The sequence below is a fragment of the Inquilinus sp. genome, from assembly GCF_057815775.1.
In genome coordinates this window covers 1-2,405 of record NZ_JBYRFX010000486.1, presented here as the reverse complement: position 1 = coordinate 2,405, position 2,405 = coordinate 1, and the positions used below count along the sequence as shown (strand labels likewise).

Below are 2,405 nucleotides of genomic sequence, written 5' to 3'. Positions count from 1 at the left end.
GGCCTCGGCGACACGCGCGACGAGATCCTCGGCACCTGCCAGCGCCTGGTCGATATCGGCGTCTACCCCTTCGTCGTGCCCTTCGTGCCGATCTCCGGCACGCCGATGGAAAGCCACCCGCCGCCCTCCTCCGGCTTCATGAGCTCCATCCTCGGTCCGCTGGCCGGCATGCTGATCGCGGGCGGGCTGAAATCGGTCGACGTCAAGGCCGGCTGCGCCAAATGCGGCGCCTGCTCCGCCCTGTCCACCTATGAGCGCGGCCAGGCAGCGCAGGGAGCCGGGGCATGATCATCGAGCCGGGCAAGCCCTTCGTCGCCAGCGAGTATCAGGTCAAATACGCGACCACGGCCTGGGAGCGGCGGGGCGCTGCCGCCCTGCGGCGGGCGGTGTTCTGCGAGGAACAGGGCCTGTTCGCCGGCGACGACCGCGACGCCATCGACGAGATCGCGACGCCGATCGTCGCCCTTTCCCTGCTGGGCATCGCCGCCGATGCGGTGGTCGGCACGGTGCGCATCCATGAGGCAGAGCCGGGCCTGTGGTGGGGCTCGCGCCTGGCCGTGGCCGAGGGCCACCGCAAGGTCGGCGCGCTCGGCGCCTCGCTGATCCGGCTCGCCGTCGCCTCGGCCCATGCGCGCGGCGCCACAAGCTTCCTCGCCCATGTGCAGAGCCAGAATGCGCCGCTGTTCCAGCGCCTGCACTGGCGGACACTCGACATCGTCGACCTGCACGGCCGGCCGCACCACCGGATGCAGGCGGACCTCGATTTCTATCCGCCGTTCCGCACACCGGATGCAGGGTTCCTGGCCCTGAGGAAGGCGGCATGACGACGGATGGTCTCGACCTATCCCGCCTCGCCGAAACGCTGCGGGCGAGCCGCGGCATCGCCGCCAAGGCCGAGATCGCGACCGCCGCGGCGCGGCTCGGCCTGTCCGGGCATTCCGCGACGCCGGTCGGCGACGACTGCGCCGCCATTCCCGACGGCGACGGCTTCACGCTGCTGGCGATCGAGGGCTTCATGAACGCCTTCGTCGCCGGCGATCCCTGGTTCGCCGGCTGGTGCGGCGTGATGGTGAACATCTCCGACGTCGCCGCGATGGGCGGCCGCCCGGTCGCCGTGGTCGACGCCCTGTGGGCCGATGGCGCGGACGCCGCCGGTGCGATCTTCGACGGGATGCGGGCGGCGGCCGAGCGCTTCGGCGTCCCCATCGTCGGCGGCCACACCAATCTCGGCACCGACCGCAGCCAGCTTTCGGTCGCCATTCTCGGCAAGGCGAAGACGCTGCTGACCAGCTTCGATGCGCGGCCCGGCGACCGCCTGCTGGCGGCCATCGACCTGCGCGGCCGCTACCGTGAGCCGTTCTCGAATTGGGAGGCGGCGACGGACGCCCCCGCCGGGCGGCTGCGCGGCGACCTGGAGCTGCTGCCGATAATCGCCGAGGCCGGCCTGTCCCGCGCGGCCAAGGATATCAGCCAGGGCGGCATCGTCGGCACTGCCGCGATGCTGGCCGAGTGCTCGGGCGTGTCTATCGACATCAACGTGACGGCGGTGCCGCGGCCGGACGGCGTGCCGCTCGATCGCTGGCTGATGACCTTCCCCAGCTTCGGCTATTTGATCGCGGCATCCACCGAGACCGCCGGGACGATCCTCGACCTCTTCGCCGCGCGCGGCATCGCCGCCGCCGATATCGGCACGATCCGGTCGGGCAGCGCTGTGACGATCACCGATGGCGCGGCGACCGAGCTGATCTGGGATCCGGCGGACCGGCCCCTGCTCGGCTTTTGCCGGGCGGAGCTGGTCGCATGATCCGTCCGCTGCGCATCGCGATCCTGGCGCATTCGACCAATCCGCGCGGCGGCGTGGCGCACGCATTGGCCGTCGCCGAAGCCTTCACCCGGCTTGGCCATCAGGCCGCGGTCCATGCCCCCGACGCCACCGGCGCCGGCTTCTTCCGGCCCGCACTGTGCAAGACGATCCCGATCCCGGCCTCCCCCGCCGGCCCGGCGTTGCGCGATCTCGTCGAGACGCGGATCGCGGAGTATGTGAGGTATTTTGAGGATCCGGTGCATCGCCGCTTCGACATCTTCCATGCCCAGGATGGGATCTCCGGCAACGCGCTGGCGACCCTGAAGCAGCGCGGGCTGATCCCTGCCTTCGCGCGCACCGTCCACCATGTCGACAGGTTCAGCGATGACCGGATCGCCCGGCTGCAGACCCGCTCGATCGCCGAAGCCGACCGATGCTTCGTCGTCAGCCGGCTATGGCGCGGCGTGCTGGCCCGGGATTTCGGGATCGCCGCCACGCCGATCGGCAACGGCGTCGACCGCGATGTTTTCTCCCCGGCCGCCGGCCGCGAAGACCGCGACCTCAGGCAGCGCCTCCGCCTCGGCGCCGGGCCGGTGTTCCT

Annotated in this window: 4 protein-coding genes; all 4 read left to right on the top strand. The window is 71.2% G+C overall.

The annotated features are described in order from the left end of the window. Window positions 1–288 (top strand): hypothetical protein (locus tag AC3XYG_RS17270; protein ID WP_489141088.1); only part of this gene is annotated, 288 nt, incomplete at its 5' end. After that, window positions 285–824 (top strand): MSMEG_0567/Sll0786 family nitrogen starvation N-acetyltransferase, encoded by a 540-nt coding sequence (locus AC3XYG_RS17265; RefSeq protein WP_489141087.1) that lies wholly within the window; start codon window positions 285–287, stop codon window positions 822–824. The genes AC3XYG_RS17270 and AC3XYG_RS17265, both read left to right, overlap by 4 nt. Continuing rightward, a complete protein-coding gene (locus AC3XYG_RS17260; RefSeq protein ID WP_489141086.1) occupies window positions 821–1,804 on the top strand; it encodes a sll0787 family AIR synthase-like protein in 984 nt (327 codons plus the stop codon). The genes AC3XYG_RS17265 and AC3XYG_RS17260 overlap by 4 nt, the downstream gene beginning before the upstream one ends. Beyond that, window positions 1,801–2,405, top strand: a 605-nt coding sequence (locus AC3XYG_RS17255) for a glycosyltransferase (protein ID WP_489141085.1), incomplete at its 3' end; no start/stop codon positions are given. The genes AC3XYG_RS17260 and AC3XYG_RS17255, both read left to right, overlap by 4 nt.

Coding starts and splice junctions, on each gene's coding strand:
- AC3XYG_RS17260 (WP_489141086.1), top strand. CDS start 821: ATGACGACGGATGGTCTCGACCTATCCCGCCTCGCCGAAACGCTGCGG.
- AC3XYG_RS17265 (WP_489141087.1), top strand. CDS start 285: ATGATCATCGAGCCGGGCAAGCCCTTCGTCGCCAGCGAGTATCAGGTC.